Below are 24020 nucleotides of genomic sequence, written 5' to 3'. Positions count from 1 at the left end.
ATTCAGTGTTGCCCGGAAGTAGAGAGAATAGTCCTGTACGAACGACTTTATTCAGATCAATTTATCCAAATACATGCTGTTAGCTGCCGCCAGAGGAACGCTGGCTTTAACCACCCATTCCTTTTCATTCACCTTTAGCGAATCAACGCTTGCTCCCATATGCTCCATTAATTCCCGTAGCGGAACCCATATCGTTCCTCCCTGGCTCTGTACGACTCCCTCTTTCGTCCTGTCATTCATCTGGTCTGCACGTTTCGTTGTCAGGTCTCCGCTGATACTGTCTGCATAGATGGTTCGGTCTTTCCATACGGCTGTAGCTGTTCGGGTCTCTGCATTCCAGCGAGCGCTGCCACCGAACTTTTTCATAAAGGTCCGCAAAGGCACCATGATCCGCTGATCTTCCACGCGAAATTCTCCTTGCTTCAATGTGGCTGCTGCCCAGCCAATTTCCACCTTCAGTTCCTTGCCAGCCAACCACAGGTTGCTGTTCTCCTGTACATTTTCTGCGATCCATTCCTTACCCGGGGCTTGGCGAGACTTGTATTTACCATTGGAATCGATTCTGAATTGAACAGGCTGATCCGAGGCCTTCATCGTGTCAAAACGAAAACCCTGGTCGCGGTAATACTTGATAATGCCAGGTAGTGCTTTTACCGTCTCGGCATGAGCGCCTCCATCATGCATCAGTACAATGACCGAACGTGCCCCGGCAGGCACCTTGGTCGCATTGCGTAAAATTTCTTTTGCTGGAACTCCCTTCCGTTTGGAATCACCACTGTCTACGTTCCAGTCCATAACGGTGTACCCGCCCAATTTCAGCAGATCAAAATAACTCTTATCAAAATGTCCGTAGGTACCGCCCGGTGCCCGGACCAGATTCGGCCGAAATCCGGTAATCCGCTCTACGACTGCCTCTGTCTGTTTGATCTGCTTCCAGAACACTTTGAAATCACTGTACAACTGTTCATAATTATGATTAAACGTATGATTGCCCAAAGCATGTCCATCTTCCACAACCGCACGGATCATCTCAGGATAACGTTCTGCCTGCTCACCAAGCACAAAAAATGTAGCCAAAGCCTGTTCCTTGCGCAAAATATCCAATACTTCACGGGTATGGTTACCCGGTCCATCGTCAAAACTCAAATAGACAACCTTATCTTGAGGATTCTCATCTATGGAGGCCGGTGCATCAGACCCCGATACAGAGGAAGCGTAAGTTGTGCCTGCCGATGCAGTGAATACACACAGCAGTACCACAATGCGAAGTATAAGCACAGACCATTTTCCAGATAAAAGTGTATGTATTGGCGTTACCATGTACGAATCAACCTCCAACGTCTCTAGTGAATTTGCTGATAGACTTCAGCAGATTTGTTAGAATTATATGGAGGACACACTGAAAAAAGACGCGATTTTGTTTTATAATTTTTCACAATTTGGGATGGCTCATGATTGATTCTTGTCTTCGGATTGGGTAGCATAATGGACAGGTAGGATCGTGAACAAAACTCCTTGGAGAGTAAGCATCTCCTCCCACCCTGTCTGCAGGAGAGTGAAGTCTATTGGAATTGCTTGAGAAGGTCCAGCATCTGTTTGGATCCTACGGATACAGCGTTTTGTTTTTTGGTTTATTGCTGGAGTTCATCGCCCTTCCCTTCCCGGGAGAAACAACTATGGCTTATGCAGGATTTCTGTCCTACAAGGGTCATCTGGACTTTGGAATACTTGCCATCCTTGCTTTTCTGGGGACAACGATTGGCATGACGATCACTTATTTTATTGGGGCCAAAGCAGGTCTGCCGTTCATTACACGATATGGAAAATGGTTTCTGATGAAACAGGACAAGCTGGATAAAACGCAGAAATGGTTTGCCAAGTACGGCAATGCCCTGATCTTCATCGGTTATTTCATTCCGGGAGTGAGACATTTCACCGGATATTTCGCGGGTATAGCCGCTGTTCCCTTTCGTAAATTCGCCCTCTATGCCTATTCAGGCGCACTGTTCTGGGTCATGCTGTTCCTAAGCATCGGTAAAATATTTGGACCTCAATGGAACGCAGTGTTCCATCTCGTTCATCAATATGCACCTTACATCGTGGCGGGGATCGGACTGCTGCTGATTGCAGCCGTACTGTACCGTTATCGTAAAGCTTGGGCTGCTCGATCGTTACGCAAGCCTGCCGCTATTCGGCAAAGACAAAAATAAACGAAAGTACTCACATATTTATCTATCGATGATATCAAGGGTTGAACTCAGACACATTTAGCGCAGAGGTTTTAGTGCCGTATATCTAGATGTGGAACCGCAGGTTATTTTCTGTTAATAGCAAGGAGCTGCATATCGCGGCTCCTTTTTTATGTTCTTCTTTTGACAGTACGCCTAATCTTAAACGCCTCACGCGCCCTTAGCCATCCATAGGTTGTAAGCAAAATAGCAGTGGCCGCAAAACCCAATCCGCCTGCGAAACCAAGTTTCCGTGGCTCCATCACTTCTAATAACAAACCCGCACCAAACATGGATAACCCCAACATGGTACTACTGCAAGCCGTCACCAAGCCATAGATGAGTCCTCGATATTTCTCAGGTGTTTCGCGCATCAGCAATGTATCCAGACAAGCATTGCCTACTCCTGACATAAGGGCCAGCAGAATATAGATCAGCACTGCGATTACTGGCAGAGTCACCACACTAAGCAGCATAAGCAATCCCCCTTCCACGAGTAGACACAGAACTACTCCAGGGAGCAGCCAACGCTGAAAATAACGAGAACACCAGTTGCTTAATACCAGCCCTGTCCCAAGCGCCGCATAGAACAGACCTACACCCCAATCTCCAAGGGAAAACACTTCAATTGCATAAACGCTGATTAATACATTATCGATCCCGCTTATCACCGGTACCCATAACTCGAACAGGATGATGATCTGTAATGCTACAGAGGATCGAATCAGCCTCCATATCACCGAAGGAACATGAACTGCACCATTGGCACAAGAAATCACTGAAGGTTTACCAGAAGCTGCAGCGGCTGATCTCTCCATACTTTCAAGTGATATCTCGTTTGATTCCGTACCCATTCCGGATGGAAACGAGACTTTCCGGATCAAAACAGCAGCCATCAAAAAGCACAGTGCATTAGTTATAAACGCAGCCTGCGGGCCAATTACTGATGAGGCGATTCCCCCAAGAAAGGCACCTACGATCAGCACCGTACCGTTCATCACCTGTTCAAGTCCGTTAATTTGGAGCAAATGTTCCGGCTGTACAAGCAGTGGTATGCCTGATTTGCGGACCGGTGCATAGATAGCCTCAGCACAGGCTAGTAAAGTACTCGCTGTAAATAGAATCCACAAATCATTTGCACTGTTTACGAATAAATAGCTCAGAGCAAGAGGAACCCTTATCAAATTGGTAAGCAGCATAATCTTTCGCCGTGAGAAACGCATGGTTAACATACCGCCTGCCGGGGCAAGCAACAGAAATGGAAGCACACGCAGACCAAGGGCAAGTCCTACAGCAAGTCCAGATCCTGTTGTGCTGAGAATTAACGAAAGCATGGCGACCTGACAGAAACGGTCACCTATGCCGTTCACTAATCCCGCAACAAAGAACTTGCGGTACTCCGATTCTTTTTGTAGCAGGGTCAGAACGGAAGATCTAAACAACATCACGAATCCTCTTTTCAAATAAATAAATTAGATATAAATCTAATTAGATGATATTCTAATTTAAAAGGATTGACAATGTTCTTTTTTTATTTTGTGGGATATTCAATAACGCTTTTGTGATAATCCTGATTCATCCAGGTCATACTAATTTGCAAATATAGGGTGAATAAGGGGTGAAGGAATGAGTACAGCAGCGCAGAGCAGTCAGGATCAGAGAATATCTCCGAATCTTACGGAAAATGTAGACTACTGCAAAAAAGTGATGGGGAATAGCAAAGACTTGATGGTTCGTCCACTGCAATGTCTGCACAAATGGCCTTCTGTCATGTTGTACATCGATGGAATGGTGGATGTGCAGATTATTAACCATTCCATCCTGGAATCCTTGTTACAAACCCGAGAGATACCTGAATTTTCGGCAGATAATGAGCATCTGATTTATCTTCAGAATGACGTGCTGGCTGCCAGCAACGTGATATTGATCGATGAGATAAAAGACGTTCTTGACGCCCTTTTGGCGGGCTTTGCCGTTGTACTTCTAGAAGGCTCCAATCAGGGCCTGAAAATTGCAGCAGCAGGTTGGGAGGATCGTGCCGTCGGTGAACCGATCTCCCAGACGGTTGTTCGCGGTCCCATGGAGGGCTTTAATGAAAACTTGCGTACGAATACAGGGTTAATACGCAAACGAATTCGAGACCCTCATCTTTGGATTGAAGAAAGGGAGATTGGGCGAGTCTCTAATACCAGAGTTGCCGTGTTATATCTGGAGCATATCGTCGATCAAGAGGTTGTTCAAGAACTGCGGCGCAGACTTGATGAGATTGATATTGACGCTATTCTAGAAAGCGGATATATCGAAGAGCTTGTGCAAGACAAAACAGGTACGATCTTCCCTACGGTCTATAACAGCGAGCGACCAGACACCGTATGTGCTGCACTGCTCGAAGGTCGGGTAGCGATCATTATAGACGGCACTCCATTCGTACTGCTTGTCCCAGCCCTGTTTGTTCATTTCTTTCAGTCTCCCGAAGACTACTACCAACGGGCTGATATTAGCTCATTAATTCGAATGATTCGGTACTTGGCCTTCTTTATTGCGCTGCTCGCTCCATCCTTCTATATTGCCATTACAACCTTTCATCAAGAGATGCTGCCTACCAACCTGCTTATCAGCTTAGCAGCACAGCGTGAAGGCGTTCCATTCCCGGCATTTATTGAAGCCATTTTAATGGAGCTAACCTATGAAATTTTGCGGGAAGCCGGCATACGTATCCCTAAAACGGTCGGTCAGGCCGTTTCCATTGTGGGTACCCTTGTTATTGGTCAAGCTGCGGTAGATGCAGGCGTTGTATCTGCTGCCATGGTTATTATCGTATCCATTACAGCGATATCCAGTTATGTTATTCCGGAAAATGGACTCTCCATTTCTGTGCGGATTCTGCGATTTGTCCTGATGATTCTGGCTGCTGCCTTCGGTTTCTATGGAATTCTGATGGTTCTACTGATTACGGTAACCCATCTATGCAGTTTAAGATCTTTCGGTGTGTCCTACATGTCTCCGTTCGCACCTTATATCGGGAAAGATCTCAAAGATACCATTTTCCGCGTGCCTTGGTCCCGGATGAAAACCCGTCCGATCTCTACCGGAACCCCGAACGAAATTAGACAAGCGAATAAAAAAACAAAGAGATAATCGGTAAGGAGAACGTGTATGAACAAATGCCTACAATTGATTCTGTCTTTTGCCGTTCTGCTCCCTCTCCTTACCGGATGCTGGGATCGTCAGGAACTCAATGAACTCGGTATTATGCTGGGACTGGGTGTGGACAAGGATGGCGATATGATTAAAGTAAGTGCTCAAGTTGTTGTTCCTAATGAGGTATCCTCTAAATCAGGTGGAGGCAAAGGCATACCTGTTACTCAATATCAAGCTTCAGCGCCTACACTGTTTGAAGCCATTCAGAAGCTGACGGAATCAAGCCCACGTCGAATCTTTATGGCACATATCCGGGTGATGGTCATTGGTGAGGAATATGCCCGCACAGTAGGCATTTATGATATTACAGAAGCATTAATGCGTGAACCTACGGTGCGACCTGACTATTATGTCATGGTCGCACGTAATACCACCGCCTCCAAAGTACTCGACGTGCTTACACCGCTGGAGAACCTGCCAGCCGAGAAGATGTTCAATTCACTGGATGTCTCCACCAAGACCTGGTCACCTACAACAACTGTAACTGGCGATCAGTTAATGGAGTACATTCTATCCCCCGGAATACAACCTGTTATTACTGGAGTGGAGGTGGTTGGTCAACCAGAGAAAAGTGGAAGTCAAGCTAACATTTCAACAATCAAGTCTCCTGCCAGCCTGAATTCAACCGGTCTCTCGGTTTTCAAAAAAGATAAGCTAATTGGCTGGTTAACCGAAGACGAGTCCAAGGGCTATAACTATATTCGAAACAACGTTATATCTACCATTGGACATCTTCCATGTCGCAAAGACGGATATGTAACCTTCAAAACACTTCGTACAACGACCAAACGGAAAGCAAAAGTCGTTGCAGGGCAGCCAGTGATCAACATTAACATTAAAAATGTATCTTCCATAGGGGCTGTGGAATGCGAAATTAAAATCGGTTCAATGGAAGTACTCAAGGAATTGGAACGAGACAGTGAGGAACGGCTCGTAGATCTGATGCAAAAATCTGTCAAGTCGGTACAGCGAAAGTTCCATGTCGATATTTTTGGATTTGGGCAAGAGGTCTATCATGCTGATCCCAAATTTTTCAAAAAAGTGGAGAAGGATTGGGATAACTATTTGGAAGATCTGGACATCCATTACGATGTCAATGTACAGATCAAGCGTGTAGGAACACTGGATGATTCATTTAGAGATGAAATTAGGGAGTGAGAAGTGTGTTACTTACACTTAGTGTTATTTTATCCGCTGGGCTTATCGGTTGGTTTGATTTGCCTGGCCTTATACGCAACAAGAAATGGAAAGAAACCGTTGTTTACAGTATTTTGCTTCTTATGGCTACCTTTTTCGGCATATTTGCAGCAAACCTGTGGGAATTCCCCAGTCCACTTTATCTCATTATCTGGATCTATAAACCTGTAAATCAATTTCTGGCACACTTAACGGGAACTTAGGAAAAAAGGAGGGGACATTATGCTTGAACAAGGACGCATCGGAACAAGACAGCTGTCGACCCTCATCTTCATGATGGTGGTCGGGGATATGATGCTCATCTACCCCTCGGTCATCACCTCCTATGCCAAACAGGATGCCTGGATATGTGCTCTTATCGGTGTTCCACTGGGAATGCTTCTTATAATGATGTACATAAAACTATGCAGCTTGTATCCGGATCAAAATCTAATCCAAATTTTGCGAAGCATTTTGGGATTCTGGCCTGGTACTATTGTTTCTACCTTTTACCTGTTTTTTTTCGTAATTGGTACATCTACACATACCCGAGAAGTCGGGGATTTCATCACGTCACAGATCTTTCAATACACGCCGATTCGTGTCATCATCCTGATGTTTGTTATTACAGTTGGCTGGGGCATATATCATGGCCTTGAAACAATGGGACGCAGCAGTGAACTGCTGATGCCCATTCTTATTGTGTTTATTCTGGTACTCACATTCTGTCTGCTACCCCAAATTGATCCCAGTAATTTAAAGCCAGTGACGGATACTGGCGTCGTCCCCATTTTGCAGGGGACCCTTGTAAGTATCATATATCCCGTAGGTGAGCTGATTCCCATTATGATGGTTCTTCCTTATACCACTAAACAGGCCCATCAAACCAGGGATGTTCTTATGGCAGCCGGACTCGGAAATCTTTTGCTTGCGATACTGGTCACCATCTCTCTACTCGTACTGGGCGCTTTCCTGACCCAGCATAATATCTATGCTTCCTTTATTCTATCTCAAAAAATTAATATTGGTGGTTTCTTTGAACGTATTGAAGCCATTATGGCTTCATCCTGGCTCATTTCAACTTATGTCAAAGCTATGGTTTATCTGTATGCTTTTGTAATCGGATGTGCCGAACTGTTCAAATTAAAGCAATATCGCGTGCTTATCCTCCCAGCCACGTTACTGATTTTTGGGTTAGCCAACCTTGTCTCCCCCAATTTGACCTTCATTGTCATCACGGTTGTTCCATACTGGGTAGATTGGGATACCACATTAAGTATCATTTTGCCGGTACTATTACTGCTGGTGCACATGTTCAAAAAACGCTGGATAACCAAGCCTGCCGAATCACCGTGACACAGCAGTCCTATACTTTTGTTTAGAAAGGAGAATGGACATATGATAATTAAAGATAAGATCACCATTCGGCAATTTACCTTGCTTACCTTTCTAGTTATGGTAGGGGATATGATCTTAATCTACCCGGCACTGGTCACAGCTTTGGGCAAACATGATGCATGGTTATGTTCCATCCTCGGACAGCCCATTGGCCTGTTACTTATATGGGTTTTGTATCAATTGCATCAAACCTTTCCTGAGTTTTCCCTTATTGAAATCTGCAATAAACTCCTGGGTCCTTTAGCAGGATCAGCCTTATCAATCGGTTATCTGTTCTACTTTGCTATTGGTGCAGCAATCTGCATTCGTGAGGTAGGTGACTTTTTGACGACCCAAATCTACCTCCAGACCCCCATTCGTGTAATTTTGATTATACTTATGTGTTCATTGATCTGGGGTCTAATAAAAGGTTTGAGTACCATAGGAGGAACGATTGAACTATTAACCCCAGTTGTAGTAGTTTTTATGGTTCTTCTGTTCCTGGGATTGGTGCCCAAACTAGACAGTTCAAATCTCCAACCATTCTTGAATACCAACTGGGTCCACCTAATTGAAGCGATTGTTCGCAGTGCATTTACATCCTTCGGAGAGTTAATAGTACTTACCATGATTTTGCCCTATGTAAAGACTGGCTCAAACCTTAAAAGGGATATGCTCTTGGCAACCTTATGTGGGGGAATTCTTTTAAGTATTCTACTACTTTTCTCTCTTATGGTTGTTGGGCCTTTCATGACTCAGCATAATATATACATCTCTTATACCCTATCCCAAAAAATTAATATCGGTAACTTCTTTGAACGTATTGAGGCCTTAATGGCCATTGCTTGGTTAATTGCAACCTACTTCAAAAGTTTATTGTATATGTTTGCTTTTGTGGTTGGATGGGCTCAACTTTTTCAATTGAAAACATACCAATCATTCATACTTCCATCAGCCTTGTTCATATTTTCTTTGTCCATCCTGATTTCACCCAATGTCATTTTCTATACAACTACCATCATGCCTGCATGGGTGGATTGGGACATGACTTGCAGTTTTATTATTCCTTTGCTACTTTTACTTGTTCATCGCATTCGCTTTGGCAAGAACAGAAAAAATCAGACCCATCCAGAACGGCTGCCCACATAAAAAGGCTGTGCTCACGGTAATACCGCGAACACAGCCTTTATTATTGAGAAACATTTTTCGATGTATAGAGAACAGATGAGTTCTCTTCCTAAAGTTGCTGCAAAGCCTCAAGTGCTGCTTCAATATGGCCTTTAACTCGAACTTTCGACCACGACTTCAGCAAAACACCCTCTTCATCAATGAGAAACGTGGAGCGTACCATCCCCATGTATTCCTTGCCATACATCTTTTTGAGCTGCCATACGCCGTACTTCTCGGCAACCTGATGTTCTTCGTCGGATAACAGGATGAATGGCAAACCGTATTTAGCTATGAATTTGTCGTGCTGCTTCATCGGATCAATACTAATCCCCAGAATAACTGTATTTAACCCCTTGAACTCCTCATGACGATCACGGAAATCACATGCCTGCTGTGTGCAAGAAGAAGTCATATCTTTCGGGTAAAAATAAATCAGCACCCGCTGTCCGCGATAATCCGAGAGCTTCACCGTCTCTCCCGTACTAGACGGAAGTTCAAAGTCTGGTGCGAGCTTGCCTTCAGTTAATGTCAAAACATTTCCTCCTTTATCTCGTCTTTCCTTTCACAAAGGACTTCTGTTATGATCCTGCTCCGCGATACTTCTTCACACCATAATTCCACAGAAGAAGACCGATGGAGCCAAACACCAATCCCATCACAGGTGTTAGCATCGCCATTCGATGCATTTCGGACCGTTCCAGGAACAGGGCTGCCGGATAAATACCCACGAAGGCAAATGGAATGACCCACGTTAACAGGACCTGAATCGCGCGGTTATAGATGGTTACCGGATAACGTCCATATCCCTGAATATTGTACATTAATGGCAGGATGCCTGTAGGCGCGTCCGAATAAAAAGACAACGACGTCAAAGTGATATAGATTCCTGCATAGATTAACACTGAGCTAAGAGTAAGAATAATGAGGGCCGGAATATGCCACCACTCCAGCATAAGTCCCATCTCTGCACCACTGATGACCATAATGATCAGACCGATAAACGAACCAACAAGTGCAGGCGGGTCCACATTTTCGAGTAAAATCTGGAACAGGTTATGCGCAGGTCGTGTTAATATGCGATCCATCTCGCCTTTGACAATATACCGTTCACTGAATCCCCACAGATTGATAAAACAACTGAAGATGCCGTAAGGCACCATAAAATATCCATAAACAAAAAGGACTTCACTCTCACTCCAGCCGCCCAAATTATCCGTATGTCGGAAAACCACAAAGATAAAGATCAGATTGGTTGCCTGGAACAGCAAATCCGAAAGGATCTCAACCCAAAAGTCGGCGCGGTACGTGAGACGTGTTTTCATATAATTTTTTAAATATTCCCAGATCAGACCCATATAGTACACTCTGTTATCCTCCTTGCACGAACAGACGCTTGCGCGCCTGACGCCAGATCAGCATCATCGGAATGAGCAGTATGACAAACCAGAACACCTGAATGCCGAGTACGCTCCAGATGCCTGTGCCTTCCACTCTTCCGGTGAAAACCGAACCGGGCAGATACGTAATGGCCTGAAAAGGCAATACTTTCATCACTGCGGACATCCAGCCCGGATAGAGGCTGATTGGAATGATCAGACCCGAGAACAGATCAACAACAACGCGTTTCATGCGCATCATACCTTCATTGTTTTCCACAAAAAATGCGGCCAGTCCCGTAATGACATTAATCTGGGAGTTAATGAGGAAACTGAAGAACAGCATAACCAGAAAGCCAATCCACGCGGACGGCGCCGTAGGCAGTTCAACGGGGAACAACAGAATGGCAATGAGCATTCCAGGAATCATGAGCAGCAGGAAACGGAAAATACCTTCGCCCAGCCCCTGCATCATTTTGACCATGACATAGTTGATCGGTCTTATGAATTGAATGGCAATGGAGCCATCCCGAATGTCTGCGGCTATTTCACGGTCCAGATTGTTAAAATAAAACGCGCGCGCCATCCACGATACTGCCACATATGTCGTCATCTGAGCTGCCGTAAAACCGCCCAGTTCACCACTACTGCCGTAAATGGCTTGCCACGTAAAGTAATACACGCCGATATTCAGCGTATATATCAAAATGCCGGAATAATAATTCACCCGGTATGCAAGCATTGTCAGGAACCGAATGCGCATAAAATCGAAAAAAGCACTATTCATGTTAGGATACACCCACCACTTCGTTCTTGGCGCCCACAATCTCGGGACGCTCGGCTGAACCGGATTGGTAAATACTGCGCACGATCTCATCCGTGTTAATCTCAATAATCTGAATATCGGTAATATCTGCCTGTCCAACGACACGTCCCAGCACATCCGACACGTTGAGTTCAAGTGGAATCCAGACCGATGCGGACAGCTCATTCTCCACCGTCCAGCGAACAGGAAGCGCCGCTGTCCATTCCAGCATTTGTTCCATGGGGTGAGCCGTACCAAACTTGAACCGGATTTCCCGTTCTTTGCCCCATTGGGATTTGAGATGATCCAACCCGCCATCATAGATGATATTGCCCGCATCGAGCATAATAACTCTTGAACATAAAGCTTCGATATCCTGCAGATCGTGGGTTGTCAGCAAAATGGTTGTTCCGTGTTCCTTATTCATGTCTTTCAGGAATTCGCGGATTTCCGACTTCACGACAATATCCAGACCAATGGTTGGCTCATCCAGGAACACAATATCCGGATTATGCAGCAGCGCAGCAACCAGTTCACAGCGCATACGCTGTCCAAGACTGAGCTTACGTACCGGACGGTTCAGCAGATCCTGAAGCTGTAACCGCTCAACCAATTCATCCAGACGTTTGCGGAAATCGACCTCACCTACTCGATATACTTTCCGCAGCAGATGGAAAGACTCAATGACACCAATATCCCACCAGAGTTGGCTGCGTTGACCAAAAACGACACCGATATTCTGTACAAACTTCTCACGTTCCTGATACGGAACATATCCACCAACCGATATTTGCCCTGAAGTAGGCACCAAAATGCCGGTCAACATCTTAATCGTTGTTGATTTACCGGCACCGTTCTCCCCAATATATCCGCATATTTCGCCTTGCGGAATTTGAAATGAAATATCATTTACAGCCAAGACCTCCTGGTATTGACGTGCAAACAGATCCTGGAATGCGCCCTTAAGTCCTCCTCGACTTTTCTGGACGCTAAACGACTTGCGTAAATCTTTGACATCAATCGCCAGCATGATTATACCTCACTTGGATTTTGTTGAAATTGCTTGTAGCCCAAAAAGAAATTATAATAGTATCAGTCAAAATTCAGCAAGCTTTAAAAAAATAGTCTGAGGCCGCGTCCTCTGTTGCATCTCACAGATATGTCGTGTACGGAAAGCCCGGGCTAGATCAAATTGGACTCATCATCATTTATTTTGAATACAAAGGAGAGCTAGCATGACCAGAAAGACGAAGAGAACCATATGGATTTCTCTTGCCGCCTTCGTGCTGATTGTTGGAGGCGCTGCGGCATTTTATTTCGGTTCTATTCTCAATCAGTTGAATGGCTTGCAAAAGGAAGGCGATGAATCGCCGTTTGCCGGTATCGAAAATGTTGAAAAAGTAAGTACACCGGATCCTCCGAAATGGGAAGGCACCGAAACGGTAAATATTCTCGTTATGGGTGTTGATGCCCGCGGGCTGGAGAAAGGGGAAGTCCCCCGTTCTGACAGCATGATGGTCGTGTCGCTTGACCCACTCACCAAAAAAATTAATTTATTCTCCATTCTGCGCGACACATACGTCAATATTGACGGCTATGGCAAGGAACGCATCAATACTGCGATTACCCATGGTCCCAACGTGGCAATGAAAGCTGCCGGAGACCTGCTGGGTATCCCTGTCCAGTATTATGTGTATACCGATTTCCAAGGATTCATCAAATTGGTGGACGCCGTTGGCGGTGTGGATTTTGACGTAGAGAAGGACATGCACTATACAAGTAAAGCGGACAATAATGAATACGATATTGATTTGAAAAAAGGCTACCAGCATTTGGATGGCGACACGGCTCTCATGTACGTTCGCTTCCGTCATGATGCCATGTCGGATTATGCCCGTTCCGAACGGCAGCGCGAATTCCTGAAAGCTGTAGCAGCGAAAATGCAGTCAACAACAACGATAGCCAAGCTGCCTTCCATTCTGGAAGAAGTAAATCCTTATGTAGATACCAATCTGACCCTCTCCGACATGTGGAAGCTGGGCGGACTCGGATATCAGAGCAGCATGAACGGCAGCGAGCAAATCCCGCCAATGAAAATGCTCAAGGAAGAGCGGACACCAGGCGGTGCTGAGGTGCTGACGGTAACCAATGAGGAAAAACTCAAGCAATATATTCAAGATATCATTCATCCTCCTGTTCAAGAAGAAGGCAGTACTACCGGAGCCGAAGACAAAACGGCAAGTGGTGACGAACAAGAATCCAAGCAACCTGCACAGTAATGAAGTGCACACGAAGAGGGCAGCCCATATGCTGCCCTCTCGCTGTGTTTTGTTTATCTAATACGAAAGGAAGTTATTTTATGAATCCATCACGTTCCCGTTCCGAGCTTTTATACGAAGAAGCACTTCAACATATTGTAGGAGGTGTGAACAGTCCCTCCCGCTCTTTCAAAGCGGTGGGTGGCGGAGCACCTGTCTTTATGAAAAAAGCGCAAGGTGCGCACTTCTGGGATGTCGACGACAACCGTTATATCGATTATCTCGCGGCCTACGGCCCGATTGTTACAGGACATGCCCACCCTCATATTACCCAAGCGATTACCGAGGCAGCAGAAAATGGTGTGCTGTACGGTACGCCTACGGAACTTGAGATCAAACTCGCCAAAATGCTGAAGGAAGCCATTCCTTCAATGGATAAGGTTCGCTTTGTAAACTCCGGTACAGAAGCAGTCATGACCACCATCCGGGTTGCCCGTGCCTACACCAAACGTAATAAAATTGTGAAATTCGCTGGATGTTATCACGGTCACTCCGACTTGGTTCTTGTGGCAGCAGGTTCTGGGCCTTCCACGCTGGGTATTCCTGATAGTGCAGGTATTCCAACGAGCATTGCGCACGAAGTCATCACGGTACCTTTTAACGATCTGGACAGCCTAAAAGCGGCTCTGGAGCGTTGGGGCGATGATGTCGCCGCAGTCATGGTTGAACCGATTGTCGGCAACTTCGGTATGGTTATGCCGGAACCTGGCTTCCTGGAAGGACTCTGTGCCATGACTCGGGACAACGGCTCGCTCGTCATTTACGATGAGGTCATTACAGCCTTCCGTTTCCACTATGGCTCTACACAGACCTACGCGGGACTGGACAATCATTCGGAGATCGAACCGGATCTGACTGCACTTGGCAAAATCATCGGCGGCGGTCTGCCCATCGGTGCTTACGGCGGTCGTAAACAGGTTATGGAGCAAGTTGCCCCACTCGGCCCGGCCTATCAAGCCGGAACGATGGCAGGAAACCCTGCGTCTATCTCTGCGGGTATCGCATGTCTGGAAGTTCTTCAAGGCGAGGGCGTATATGCGGAGATGGAACGTCTTGCAATTGACCTGACAACAGGCCTTCAAGCTTCTGCAGATCATCATGGCATTGCGTTAACCATTAACCGAATTCGTGGCGCCTTCTCCACTCACTTCTGTGACCACCCGGTTACGAATTACGATCAAGCCCAGGATACCGATGGTGAACAGTTCGCTTCCTTCTTCCGTCATATGCTGAATCGTGGCATTAATCTGGCTCCTTCAAAATATGAAGCCTGGTTCCTGACCACTGCACATACGGACAAGGATGTTGCGGAAACACTTGAAGCCGCAGAAGCTTCCTTTAAAGCTATGGCTCAGGCGTAAACCGTTATCTAACAATTCAAACATTGTGTCATAGCAAACATTACTGAAATTTATCGCATGAAATAAGGCGTCCCACAAGCAATTAATCCGCTTGTGTGGACGCCTTTTGCAGTTTCGCTATTTCTTCACGAATAATCCGCAACCCTTCCTTGATCCGCTGCTTCGGTACATTGGATATGTTTAACCGCAGCATTTTATCCTGATATATCTCCTGTGCACCTTCTGGATAATATCGTTCTGTTGTATCGGCAATGACTCCCCGTTGATCCAACCGGGACAGCAAGACCCTGAGAGGCATATCCTCAGGCAGTGGCAGAACCGTATGCTCCCCTCCTGTACGCGGTGCATTCGCAAATGGACCGAAGTCTGGGAAGGCATTAAGTTGTTGATACAATTTGTTCATCCGGGCAGCATAGCGGCTGCGGATGACTTTGCCATGATGGGCAAACATCCCGTTACGGATGTAGACCTCAAGTGCTGCCTGGGATAGTACCGCGGTGTCTATGTCGAGCATTTTTTTGTATTTACTAAACGATGCAGTAAGACTTGCAGGCAGAATAGCCACACCAATCCGCAGGCCAGGAAACAGGATTTTGGAGTAACTTTTCAGATAAATCACTCGCCCCTCCGTATCATACGACCATAACGGGTCCTGCTTCGTATTCTCTTCCAGATCAGCCAAGAAATCATCCTCTACCAGATAGACATCATAACGCTGCGCCAACCGGATCAATCTTTTCTTCTCAGCTGTTGTCAGGGAAGTTCCAATCGGGTTATGAAAACGCGGCATAACATAAAAGAATTTGATATCTCCTTCGCGAAACTGCCGTTCGATCGCGTCCCAATCCAGGCCATTCAGAGAACGCCTCACACCAGCAATCGGTACATTCAGCCCTTGTAGAAGCGAAGGCATGTTATGATAACCCGGCAGTTCCAGCATCACCTGTTTATTCCCATTCGGAAAAGGCATTAACGCCAGAACAGCTAGAGCCTGCTGCACCCCTGAAGTAATAAAGAACTGCTCCTTACGGGCAAACACCTGATAATCGGCGAATTGCTTCTGCAATAGTTCAATCAAGGAAGGCAAGCCTCTTTCGGTTCCATACAAGAAGAGCTCTGCCTGTTTCTTCTCCATTGCCTGATCCACACAATGGCGAAAATCGGAATAAGGGAATACTCGCGGATCAGGAGCTGCGGAGGCAAAATCCATTGGCCCCTGCCACTCTCCATCCTCCACTTCAGCCCCATTCTGTACCGCATAATATCCGGACTGAGGCACCGCGTAGACCAGATGCCGCTCTTCCAGCCACTCGTAAGCGCGTATGGCTGTACTTACGCTACATTGATATTGCTCAGCCAGAACACGCACAGCCGGCAGTTTGATGCCTTTATCCTGCCATTGTCCACTGTTCTGCTGGCGCAATTGATCCTGGATCCATTGCTTAAGTGATTCGGCGATGATTTCGTATTTTCTCATTAGATTCTGCCCCTCCTCCGACTTCAGCATTACTTCAAGTGTACCGGTACAGTAAACGTTTTTGTCTATTGTACCACTATTGGTCTGGCAGTATATTGAATAAGGTCAGACAGCGTACGCAGCAACTTATGCTCCGTTGAATTAGAAAAGAAAAACCGTATTATTGGAGGAAACCCATGAACAATAGACAGACTAGAACATATGCATATGTAGCAGCTGTTTTATATGCAGCCATTATTGGTTTATCCTTTTTATTCGTGAAATTGACGGTGAGTGTCGCACATCCAATTGATGTATTGGCACATCGTTTTGCCTTGTCGTTACTTGTAGTCAGCATCCCTGTTATTTTTGGATGGATCAAAATCAAGCTAACCCTTCGTGATCTGTGGCGTATCATTCCGCTAGGGCTGCTCTCTCCTGTTTTGTTCTTTGCCTTTCAGGCATTCGGGCTAGTCTCGTCCAACTCATCGGAAGCAGGGATTATTCAGGCGATGGCCCCCGTATTCACACTTGTGTTGGCCTCTATCTTTCTAAAAGAACGTACATCCCTTTTGCAAAAACTGTTCCTGCTGTTGTCCGTGGCCGGTGTTATCTTTATTTTCTTGATGAAAGGGAGCGGGATGTCGGCAGGCAATTTTAAAGGTATTGCTTTATTGCTGCTCTCCACGGTTTGTTTTGCAGGTTATGGTGTATTGGCAAGACCCTTGGCTCAGAAATATAAACCGATGGAACTGACCTGGGTGACCCTGATGGTTGGATTTATCGTCTTCAACGCAGCTTCCCTGATTCGTCACGCGTCGAGCGGAACCATGATGGATTATGTGAAGCCACTGGGAGATGCATCTTACCTAGGAGCACTGGCCTATCTGGCCATCCTATCCACCATGTTCTCCACGCTGCTGGCGAGTTATGCCTTGACTCATCTGGAAGCTTCCAAAATGAGTGTATTCAGTAATTTGTCCACGCTCATTTCGATTGCTGGCGGAGCCTGGATCTTGCATGAACCCGTTCATGGCTACCACTTTGTTGGAGCCATGCTGATCATCGCTGGTGTACTTGGCACCAATATGAGCGGAAGAAAACGTGAGCTGGTCAAACCAGACCAAGCGTGATACAATGTGAAAAATTGTAAATGGACGTTATCAACAATGATGAAGAGAAGTATACAGGATTAGATACCTCAGAGAGCCGGCGGATGGTGTGAGCAGGTGTATCGGTCATGTGGAAATGGGCTTCGGAGTTCCGAGTTGAACACGTTCTGCCACCTAACTCAGGAGCGCGGATCGTCAGTAGGCAAGGCGGCAAGTTCAGCCGTTATCCATGGACAGGATATCGATAAGGCAATATGCGGGCTTCTTGCATATAATCCATCCGTATCCCTCAAGTGGGCCGCAAACCAGCGGCCAATTAAGGTGGCACCGCGAAGCATAAGCCTCGTCCTTCTATTCTGTTCCCGTCTGGGGAACAGGATAAAGGACGAGGCTTTTTTTGATTTAATTTCTTTATTAGTACAACTCAACATTTACACAAACGGAGAGGACAGAAATAACCTGAAGAAGCGGAGTGTTCGCCTAAAAGCTTTCTGTAAGAAAGCTGCATCGGGAGCATACGCTTATCCCCAGATTTTCACCTTTGTAAAAGTGTATCAAAAAATCAGGGGATAACAGCGATCGGAAGGTTGTTCTGTCATCGAAGTGACAAGTGTAAATAATCTTTAGTTCGACTGAGAAAGATGCAGGCTGAAAGGAGGTGATGGTCGTGGAAGACGGCTGGTGGCGTCAGCATTTAAGGATAGAAAAATCACAACATCAAAGGAGAATGAACCATGAACAAGAACAAAGACATTATTTTAACCGGAGATCGGACAACCGGACAGCTTCATCTCGGCCATTACGTAGGCAGCCTGCGCAGTCGGGTGCAATTGCAGGATGAGTACAAAACGTATATTTTACTGGCTGATGTACAGGCGCTCACGACCCACTATGATCAACCGGGGCTGATTGCAGACAGCGTGCATCAAGTGACACTTGATTATCTTTCCGTAGGTATCGATCCCAATAAAGCCACTCTGTTCATCCAGTCAATGATCCCGGAAATTGCCGAGCTAACTGTCATATTCTCCATGTTTATCACGGTGAACAGTCTTCGGCATAATCCCACGATTAAAAACGAAGCGCGTGACCGTGGTTATAAGGATCTCTATTACGGATTTCTTGGATATCCCGTCAGCCAAGCTGCGGATATTGCGTTCTGCAAAGCAACTCTTGTTCCAGCGGGAGAAGACCAGATCCCACATATCGAAACAGCGCGGAAACTGGTGCGGCGGTTCAACGAATTATATGCGCCAGTTCTGCCTGAACCACGTATTCTAACCGGAGAACGGCTGGGCGGACTGGATGGCGTGGGCAAAATGAGCAAAAGTATGGGCAACGCCATCTCGTTGAATGCCCATCCTGATGATGTGTATGCCAAGCTGTCCAAGGCAAAAACCGACCCCGCACGCATTCATCGTTCTGACCCGGGACATCCGGATATTTGTCCGGTGTTTGCCTACCACCAGCTTTTTCGAAAGGACGAGGCAGCTGAAATTCATGCAAACTGTAGTAATGGCACCATTGGTTGCAAGGATTGCAAGAAGATTGCAGGCACTGCAATTAACGAACTGCTCTCCGCTTTCCGTGAACGGCGAAATTACTATGAACAACGTGGGCATGAAGTGAAAGAAATCCTCGTGGAGGGCACATATCAGGCCCGTCAGGCTGCACGTGAGACGATGCTTGAGGTTCGTGAAGCGATGGGGATACGTTATTTCGACTGACGGTATGAGAAGGCCTGATCACGTTAACACTGCTGAGAACAGTATATTGGGAAAAGAGGTCCCCTCAGCATGAAACCAACACAGCCTTCTTTTTTGCAAGCCATGATGTTAATGATGTTATCTGTCGGCCTGATCAGCCACGTCCTGATCATCCCTGCCCTTTTGTCTTCGGCCAAAAGGGATGCATGGATATCCGTTCTGTTGTCTGCAGGGCCTTATCTTTTATTCACTCTAATGCTCGCGTATGTCTCTCGTTTTCTCCAGCATCAAACCCTGCATGAATGGCTGACTTCCCATCTTGGCAAGCCTCTTGGCATACTGTTTCGGGTGGGAAACAGCCTCTTTTTTCTGTCCGTGATCTACTTTACTCTGCATGACACCACCACTTGGGCCAAAACCAATTATCTGACGGAGACGCCAATATTGGTTACAAGCATTGCCCTGATGTCTCTCTGTGCCTATGCGGCCTATAAAGGAGTACGCTCTCTGGCATTTACAGCAGGATTGATCCTGCCCTTAGTTGTGCTGCTTGGCTTCTATGTCGCTATCGTTAATACACAATACAAGGATTATAGTCGTCTGCTGCCTGTGCTTGAACATGGCTGGAATCCCGTGTTTCATGGCACGGTGTACAGCCTTTCAGGCATGTTTGAGCTGCTGTTCATCTGGTACTTGCAGCCCCATCTCTCCAAACGCATACGTGTATGGCAATACCTGATGCTTGCGTTCATTATTCTGGGGCTAACACTTGGCCCACTCATTGGTGCAATCGTGGAATTCGATCCTTTTGAAGCTGCCAAAATGCGATATCCCGCCTTTGAAGAATGGCGAATTGCCTCCTTGGGCAAATATATTGCCCAGACTGATTTCTTTTCCATTTATCAATGGCTCGCCGGTTCTTTCACCCGGATTAGTCTGGCCATGTATATTGTAGTAGAAATTTGGAATATTAAGAGCGCCTCCAGAAGGATCATATGTTGTGCCACTCTCGGCGTCTTATTTATTCTTTCCATGCTGTATCCTCTGGATGATATGACATTCGAAAAACTGCTTGTCCAGTACATATTCCCGTTCAATCTCATGTATCTGAGCGGACTAGCAGTAGTTGCAACAGCCGTTGCATACATCAGTTCACGCCATCAGAGGAGGAAAAATCATGGAGCACCAAACGATTGACACCACGTCCCATGAAACACTGCTTGCCTCTTTCGAGGAGCAGTTCAATCCCTGCGCAGATGTTGTTATTCAGACCTTTCCAGCCAAAGATGAAACCGATATGTCGGTGATTATGCTCTATTGCGACGGTTTGGTCGACGGCAAACAAATCAACCAGTTTATTATCCCACGGCTGGAACAGCATTCCCTCTTCATAGAAGAAGCACACCCCAAAGAATTGGGATTAACCTTGAATCCGATAGAAGATCTTACAGATACAGAGAATTTAAATTTGTTGATTTTTAGTGGACAATTACTGCTCATTTTCGGAAATGGTGATCAGTCCTGCAGTCTAGATATCGCGAATATACCAGGAAGAAACCCTGAGGAATCAGCGATCGAGTCCTCGATTAAAGGGCCTCGGGATGGGTTCACTGAAGAGCTATCCGTGAATATCGGCCTCGTTCGTAAAAGAATGAAAACCTCTTCCATGTGTTATGAAAAATATGTTAAAGGTGGTCGTACCCAGACAACTATTGGTCTGTTGTATGTCAAAGACATTATTAACCCGGAAATTCTGAAAGAAGCACGCCATAATCTCGACCAAATTGAAATCGACGGCATTCTCGGTACCTCTATTATGGAACGTGCCATTATGGGGGGGATTCGCAGTATCTTCCCACTCACGGATAATACGGAGCGGCCCGATTATGTCGTGGACTCCCTTTTAAATGGGCGATTTGTGGTTCTCATTGAAGGTTCACCTGTAGCCATTATCGCTCCAACCACTCTGTTTAATCAGTTAAAATCGCCGGAAGACGAGAGTACCCCTTTCTTCATTGTTACTTTTGAGCGTATTTTGCGCATTTCCGGACTACTAATTGCCTGTTTCTTTCCTGCTTTCTATATCGGCCTAACCAGTTTCAATGTGGAGCAGATTCCCTTGCCTCTGCTCGCAACCATTTCAGGTACCCGGATGGGTCTACCCATGCCAGTAACGCTGGAAGCATTTTTAATGATATTTATGTTCGAGCTATTTAACGAAGCTGGCCGCCGACTCCCTCGTGCATTGGGACAGACCGTCAGCGTAGTAGGTGGACTTATTATCGGAGATGCCGCTATTCGAGCAGGAATTACTTCTCCCACGATCATTGTCACGGTCGCTATCTCGGTGATCTCCAGCTATATTCTGGTGAATACCGTGCTCAGTGGGGCTACTGCTCAAGTCCGGATTGGAATGCTTATCATTTCTTCCATCCTTGGATTATTCGGTTTCATGATTGGACTATTTGGTCTCCTGGTTCACCTCGTTTCGTTGGAGTGTTACGGCGTCTCGTATCTGTCACCCGTCTCCCCTTATATTCCCGGCGACTTCACCCAAGCTGTATCCATGCCACCTTCCATGAAACGGACCAAGCGTCCTGCAGCACTTCACACACAGGATTCCACTCGCCGGAGGAAAGGCTCGTGACAAGATGGACGGCTAAGGTTAGCTTGTTGATATGCTGCTTCATTTTGCTGACTGGGTGCTGGGATTCCAAAGAAGTTCAGAGCATTAACTTTATCACCGCTGTAGGGATAGACTATGTAGACAACCAATACATTGCTTACGCTCAACTCATTGATTTCTCCAGTATTGCCAAGCAGGAAGGCCCAACTTCAAGGGAAGCAAGTGATATCTGGATCGGACGAGGGAAGGGTTCTACGCTGAGTATGGCTATTGATGACCTATATCAAACCTCTCAGCAACAAACGCTGTGGACCCATGTAAAAGCGATAGTCTTATCAAAAAATATATTGAATGGGCGGCTGGAGGATGTCTTTAATACCTTGCTGCATTCAGGCCAACTGAGATATACCCCCTGGCTCTACGGTACAGAGCAAAACATTACAGATGTACTCTCTCCCTCTGCCCTGCTGAACCAATCCGCCCAGACCATCGAGCTGTTCGAACCGATGAAGCTTTATAAGCAACATTCCGGTTATGAACCGATCCGACTTCACCAGCTCCTTGACGGATTTCGGGAGCCTGCTTCAGTCATTCTTTTGCCTTCCATTACCAATCAGAACGAGACCTGGTATAACGGGGATGAAGCACCCCCACTTATTAGAATGGATGGGTTTTATGTCATTTCAAACGGTAAAAGTCAAGGCAGGATTACAGGCAAAGATGCTGATGGGACACGATATGTAAATTATGATCGCGTATATCAATATCCGTTGTATGTATACAGAAATGGGGGCAACACTCCGGATCTGACGCTTAGGCTTAATAATCCCAAAACCACGATCAAAGCCAGGAAAGAAGGAAATGGTGTTACCTTTGACCTGGTTACTTCAGTTAAAAGCGCCATCATCGAGGATCATGGCTCTCACCGTTCTCCCCATATCATGGAAAAGAACGCGGAAAAACAGATGGAGTCCCAAATCCGTGATACGTTCGAGAAAACCAAATCACGCAAGATTGATTCCTACGGTTTGGTGGAACATCTCTATCGCCATGATCTCCCCCTCTGGAAACAGGAGGTATATAAACGGGCTAATCCACTTGAGCGGTTTAAACTCGGAAAGGTGGAGGTTCATGTGAAAATACTCAATGCCAGTACGTATAAATACGATAAGTAACGTAAAAAGACGATCAGCAGCCTGCAGAGCATGCAAGGTTACGGGTCGTCTTTTCATTTCATAATCAAACACCTCATCCCAGTGGAAACGCCATAACACTCATGAGTGCCAGTTCAGGCTGAGTAGTATCCAGACGGCTGTACTGTACGATAACGGGAACGTTGCTGGAGACGGTAATGGCATAGGGTACTCCCGGAGGGATAAGTTGTTCACCCGATCTCAACGAAGCTGTCCGAATATGCTTTGTTCTCCGCGCAGGTACCTCAGCCACGATGTCTTCGAGCGGTTCCCTATCTTCAAAATAAATCGTTATTTGCAGCAGTGCATCCACTGTACTTGTATTTAATACACAGATGCTCTCATGACTCTCCAGTGAGCCCGAGCTGACTGGTGGAATATAACCATCGGGAATTACCCAGTCGGTGCGACCTGTCGTAGTGGAAGATGTTTTATGTGCTGAATTGTTCGTCTGATCCTGTGCCATTAATACTCCTCCTTTGCTAATGCAATAATTAGTTAAACGCGCGGGAGGCTTGCGGGGCAGGCGCTTCGGCGGGCGGATCGGGCTGTGGGCCGCTGTTGGCTCGGGATTTCTTTTTCATTCCTCCTCAGCAGGGGAAATCCCGAGCCAAAGGCGGACGCTTCGCTCCCTCTACTCCGATTCCGCCCTTCTTCGCTGCAACGCTCGCCTTGGCTTTTTAAAGGCTTATTGCCTTCGCTATGCTCGCTGGGCAATTTAAAAGCAACCTTGCTCGTTACTTCGTTAACTTGCTTAATAAAAGCAAGGCTAACTCGCGGGGCAGGCGCTTCGATGGCGGATCGGGCTGTGGGCCGCTGTTGGCTCGGGATTTCTTTTTCATTCCCCCTCAGCAGGGGAAATCCCGCACCAAAGGCGGACGCTTCGCTCCCTCTTGCTCCGATTCCGCCCTTCTT

21 protein-coding genes and 1 other annotated feature are annotated in these 24020 nt (G+C 46.4%); of the genes, 13 read left to right on the top strand and 8 right to left on the bottom strand.

Features of this window, described 5'->3' with window-relative positions:
- Nucleotides 1-51: 51 nt before the first annotated feature.
- Nucleotides 52-1320, bottom strand: coding sequence for a polysaccharide deacetylase family protein (locus tag DC345_RS23985; protein ID WP_113055350.1), 1269 nt, complete (start codon nt 1318-1320; stop codon nt 52-54).
- Between the two features lie 245 nt (nt 1321-1565).
- On the opposite strand from DC345_RS23985, the gene DC345_RS23980 reads away from it, so the two are divergent.
- Nucleotides 1566-2210 carry a DedA family protein gene (locus tag DC345_RS23980; RefSeq protein ID WP_113055349.1) on the top strand — a complete coding sequence of 215 codons (645 nt, stop codon included), beginning with the start codon at nt 1566-1568 and terminating at the stop codon, nt 2208-2210.
- Between the two features lie 149 nt (nt 2211-2359).
- Here the strand turns inward: DC345_RS23980 and DC345_RS23975 are convergent, their stop codons facing one another.
- Complete coding sequence (locus DC345_RS23975; protein ID WP_113055348.1) at nt 2360-3673, bottom strand: MFS transporter; 1314 nt, start codon at nt 3671-3673, stop codon at nt 2360-2362.
- 181 nt (nt 3674-3854) lie between these two features.
- Here DC345_RS23975 and DC345_RS23970 point away from each other — a divergent pair, with 181 nt between their 5' ends.
- The 5 genes from DC345_RS23970 to DC345_RS23950 are packed head-to-tail and all read left to right on the top strand — an operon-like array spanning nt 3855 to nt 9131.
- Complete coding sequence (locus tag DC345_RS23970; protein ID WP_113055347.1) at nt 3855-5366, top strand: spore germination protein; 1512 nt, start codon at nt 3855-3857, stop codon at nt 5364-5366.
- 18 nt (nt 5367-5384) lie between these two features.
- Entirely contained in the window at nt 5385-6587 is a 1203-nt protein-coding gene (locus tag DC345_RS23965) for a Ger(x)C family spore germination protein (RefSeq protein WP_113055346.1), read from the top strand.
- Between the two features lie 5 nt (nt 6588-6592).
- Entirely contained in the window at nt 6593-6829 is a 237-nt protein-coding gene (locus DC345_RS23960; protein WP_113055345.1) for a hypothetical protein, read from the top strand.
- A gap of 19 nt (nt 6830-6848) precedes the next feature.
- The gene (locus tag DC345_RS23955; RefSeq protein ID WP_113055344.1) at nt 6849-7961 is read left to right on the top strand and encodes a GerAB/ArcD/ProY family transporter; all 1113 of its coding nucleotides are present in this window, start codon (nt 6849-6851) and stop codon (nt 7959-7961) included.
- 42 nt (nt 7962-8003) lie between these two features.
- Complete coding sequence (locus DC345_RS23950) at nt 8004-9131, top strand: GerAB/ArcD/ProY family transporter (protein WP_113055343.1); 1128 nt, start codon at nt 8004-8006, stop codon at nt 9129-9131.
- An 88-nt stretch (nt 9132-9219) separates the two neighbouring features.
- Here the strand turns inward: DC345_RS23950 and bcp are convergent, their stop codons facing one another.
- Genes bcp through DC345_RS23930 form a run of 4 tightly spaced genes read right to left on the bottom strand, consistent with a single transcriptional unit; the run spans nt 9220 to nt 12363 of the window.
- Nucleotides 9220-9684: a thioredoxin-dependent thiol peroxidase gene (gene bcp / locus DC345_RS23945; RefSeq protein ID WP_113055342.1), complete on the bottom strand. Its 465-nt coding sequence runs from the start codon at nt 9682-9684 to the stop codon at nt 9220-9222.
- Nucleotides 9685-9730: 46 nt separating this feature from the next.
- Entirely contained in the window at nt 9731-10507 is a 777-nt protein-coding gene (locus DC345_RS23940) for an ABC transporter permease (RefSeq protein WP_181586716.1), read from the bottom strand.
- A 13-nt stretch (nt 10508-10520) separates the two neighbouring features.
- Nucleotides 10521-11315 carry an ABC transporter permease gene (locus tag DC345_RS23935; RefSeq protein ID WP_053779604.1) on the bottom strand — a complete coding sequence of 265 codons (795 nt, stop codon included), beginning with the start codon at nt 11313-11315 and terminating at the stop codon, nt 10521-10523.
- A gap of 1 nt (nt 11316) precedes the next feature.
- Nucleotides 11317-12363, bottom strand: a complete 1047-nt coding sequence (locus DC345_RS23930) for an ABC transporter ATP-binding protein (protein WP_113055340.1) — start codon at nt 12361-12363, stop codon at nt 11317-11319.
- 205 nt (nt 12364-12568) lie between these two features.
- On the opposite strand from DC345_RS23930, the gene DC345_RS23925 reads away from it, so the two are divergent.
- Nucleotides 12569-13612 (top strand): LCP family protein, encoded by a 1044-nt coding sequence (locus DC345_RS23925; protein WP_113055339.1) that lies wholly within the window; start codon nt 12569-12571, stop codon nt 13610-13612.
- Nucleotides 13613-13692: 80 nt separating this feature from the next.
- Nucleotides 13693-15012, top strand: a complete 1320-nt coding sequence (locus DC345_RS23920; protein ID WP_113055338.1) for a glutamate-1-semialdehyde 2,1-aminomutase — start codon at nt 13693-13695, stop codon at nt 15010-15012.
- Between the two features lie 82 nt (nt 15013-15094).
- On the opposite strand, the gene DC345_RS23915 is transcribed toward DC345_RS23920, so the two are convergent.
- A complete protein-coding gene (locus DC345_RS23915; RefSeq protein WP_113055337.1) occupies nt 15095-16489 on the bottom strand; it encodes an aminotransferase-like domain-containing protein in 1395 nt (464 codons plus the stop codon).
- 176 nt (nt 16490-16665) lie between these two features.
- On the opposite strand from DC345_RS23915, the gene DC345_RS23910 reads away from it, so the two are divergent.
- The 5 genes from DC345_RS23910 (at nt 16666) to DC345_RS23885 (ending at nt 23087) form a co-directional block, all read left to right on the top strand.
- A complete protein-coding gene (locus tag DC345_RS23910; RefSeq protein WP_113055336.1) occupies nt 16666-17601 on the top strand; it encodes a DMT family transporter in 936 nt (311 codons plus the stop codon).
- 27 nt (nt 17602-17628) lie between these two features.
- Nucleotides 17629-17934, top strand: a binding site (T-box leader).
- Nucleotides 17935-18314: 380 nt separating this feature from the next.
- Nucleotides 18315-19307 (top strand): tryptophan--tRNA ligase, encoded by a 993-nt coding sequence (trpS, locus tag DC345_RS23900; protein WP_113055334.1) that lies wholly within the window; start codon nt 18315-18317, stop codon nt 19305-19307.
- 69 nt (nt 19308-19376) lie between these two features.
- Complete coding sequence (locus DC345_RS23895) at nt 19377-20483, top strand: GerAB/ArcD/ProY family transporter (protein WP_113055333.1); 1107 nt, start codon at nt 19377-19379, stop codon at nt 20481-20483.
- Entirely contained in the window at nt 20464-21933 is a 1470-nt protein-coding gene (locus DC345_RS23890; protein ID WP_113055332.1) for a spore germination protein, read from the top strand. The genes DC345_RS23895 and DC345_RS23890 overlap by 20 nt, the downstream gene beginning before the upstream one ends.
- A complete protein-coding gene (locus DC345_RS23885; RefSeq protein WP_181586715.1) occupies nt 21930-23087 on the top strand; it encodes a Ger(x)C family spore germination protein in 1158 nt (385 codons plus the stop codon). Before DC345_RS23890 ends, DC345_RS23885 begins: the two co-directional genes overlap by 4 nt.
- Before the next feature lie 73 nt (nt 23088-23160).
- Here the strand turns inward: DC345_RS23885 and DC345_RS23880 are convergent, their stop codons facing one another.
- Nucleotides 23161-23571 (bottom strand): sensory rhodopsin transducer, encoded by a 411-nt coding sequence (locus DC345_RS23880; RefSeq protein WP_113055330.1) that lies wholly within the window; start codon nt 23569-23571, stop codon nt 23161-23163.
- Nucleotides 23572-24020 lie beyond the last annotated feature (449 nt).

Origin of the sequence: Paenibacillus taichungensis, assembly GCF_003287275.1 — a bacterium.
Classification (GTDB): Bacteria; Bacillota; Bacilli; order Paenibacillales; family Paenibacillaceae; genus Paenibacillus; species Paenibacillus taichungensis_A.
Note: the sequence above shows the minus strand (reverse complement) of the source record. Positions and strands in the feature narration are given on the sequence as shown.

What these genes read in the sequence shown, in the direction of transcription:
- DC345_RS23985 (WP_113055350.1), bottom strand. Translation starts at nt 1,320, where the DNA reads ATGGTAACGCCAATACATACACTTTTATCTGGAAAATGGTCTGTGCTT.
- DC345_RS23975 (WP_113055348.1), bottom strand. Translation starts at nt 3,673, where the DNA reads ATGTTGTTTAGATCTTCCGTTCTGACCCTGCTACAAAAAGAATCGGAG.
- DC345_RS23970 (WP_113055347.1), top strand. Translation starts at nt 3,855, where the DNA reads ATGAGTACAGCAGCGCAGAGCAGTCAGGATCAGAGAATATCTCCGAAT.
- DC345_RS23965 (WP_113055346.1), top strand. Translation starts at nt 5,385, where the DNA reads ATGAACAAATGCCTACAATTGATTCTGTCTTTTGCCGTTCTGCTCCCT.
- DC345_RS23955 (WP_113055344.1), top strand. Translation starts at nt 6,849, where the DNA reads ATGCTTGAACAAGGACGCATCGGAACAAGACAGCTGTCGACCCTCATC.
- DC345_RS23950 (WP_113055343.1), top strand. Translation starts at nt 8,004, where the DNA reads ATGATAATTAAAGATAAGATCACCATTCGGCAATTTACCTTGCTTACC.
- DC345_RS23940 (WP_181586716.1), bottom strand. Translation starts at nt 10,507, where the DNA reads ATGGGTCTGATCTGGGAATATTTAAAAAATTATATGAAAACACGTCTC.
- DC345_RS23935 (WP_053779604.1), bottom strand. Translation starts at nt 11,315, where the DNA reads ATGAATAGTGCTTTTTTCGATTTTATGCGCATTCGGTTCCTGACAATG.
- DC345_RS23930 (WP_113055340.1), bottom strand. Translation starts at nt 12,363, where the DNA reads ATGCTGGCGATTGATGTCAAAGATTTACGCAAGTCGTTTAGCGTCCAG.
- DC345_RS23925 (WP_113055339.1), top strand. Translation starts at nt 12,569, where the DNA reads ATGACCAGAAAGACGAAGAGAACCATATGGATTTCTCTTGCCGCCTTC.
- DC345_RS23920 (WP_113055338.1), top strand. Translation starts at nt 13,693, where the DNA reads ATGAATCCATCACGTTCCCGTTCCGAGCTTTTATACGAAGAAGCACTT.
- DC345_RS23915 (WP_113055337.1), bottom strand. Translation starts at nt 16,489, where the DNA reads ATGAGAAAATACGAAATCATCGCCGAATCACTTAAGCAATGGATCCAG.
- DC345_RS23910 (WP_113055336.1), top strand. Translation starts at nt 16,666, where the DNA reads ATGAACAATAGACAGACTAGAACATATGCATATGTAGCAGCTGTTTTA.
- trpS (WP_113055334.1), top strand. Translation starts at nt 18,315, where the DNA reads ATGAACAAGAACAAAGACATTATTTTAACCGGAGATCGGACAACCGGA.
- DC345_RS23895 (WP_113055333.1), top strand. Translation starts at nt 19,377, where the DNA reads ATGAAACCAACACAGCCTTCTTTTTTGCAAGCCATGATGTTAATGATG.
- DC345_RS23890 (WP_113055332.1), top strand. Translation starts at nt 20,464, where the DNA reads ATGGAGCACCAAACGATTGACACCACGTCCCATGAAACACTGCTTGCC.
- DC345_RS23880 (WP_113055330.1), bottom strand. Translation starts at nt 23,571, where the DNA reads ATGGCACAGGATCAGACGAACAATTCAGCACATAAAACATCTTCCACT.